Below are 837 nucleotides of genomic sequence, written 5' to 3' on the forward strand. Positions count from 1 at the left end.
ATCTTGTTGGCTCGCCAAGTTGGTGTTCCATACATCATCGTATTCTTGAATAAATGCGACATGGTTGATGACGCTGAATTGTTGGAATTGGTTGAAATGGAAGTTCGTGAATTATTGTCTAAATACGAATTCCCAGGCGACGATTTGCCTATCATTCAAGGTTCTGCAAAATTGGCGCTCGAAGGCGACAAAGGTCCATTGGGCGAAGAAGCAATCATGAAATTGGCTGATGCTTTGGATTCTTACATCCCAACTCCAGAGCGCGCAGTTGATGGTTCTTTCCTGTTGCCAGTTGAAGACGTATTCTCTATTTCTGGTCGTGGTACAGTTGTTACTGGTCGTGTTGAGCGCGGTATCATCAAAGTCGGCGAAGAGATCGAAATCGTTGGTATTAAAGACACAGTAAAAACAACATGTACTGGTGTTGAAATGTTCCGTAAATTACTCGACCAAGGTCAAGCAGGCGACAACGTAGGTGTATTGTTGCGCGGTACTAAGCGTGAAGATATCCAGCGTGGTCAAGTTTTGGCGAAGCCAGGTTCAATCAAGCCACACAGCCATTTCACAGGCGAGATCTACGTTTTGTCTAAAGATGAAGGTGGTCGTCATACACCATTCTTTAACAACTATCGTCCACAGTTCTACTTCCGTACAACGGACGTAACTGGTTCGATCGAGTTGCCGAAGGATAAAGAAATGGTGATGCCAGGTGATAACGTATCTATCACTGTTAAGTTGATCAACCCGATCGCGATGGAAGAAGGCTTGCGCTTCGCTATCCGTGAAGGTGGTCGTACTGTTGGTGCTGGTGTTGTTGCTAAAATCATCGAGTAATAT

Annotated in this window: 1 protein-coding gene; it reads left to right on the top strand. The window is 44.8% G+C overall.

Features of this window, described 5'->3' with window-relative positions; translation table 11 throughout:
• The coding region (locus tag KDM92_RS18210; protein WP_212685781.1) for an elongation factor Tu at nt 1-834 on the top strand (834 nt) is incomplete at its 5' end.
• Nucleotides 835-837 lie beyond the last annotated feature (3 nt).

This window comes from Affinundibacterium baiyunense (genome assembly GCF_018139645.1).
Lineage (GTDB): Bacteria > Pseudomonadota > Gammaproteobacteria > Burkholderiales > Burkholderiaceae_D > Undibacterium > Undibacterium baiyunense.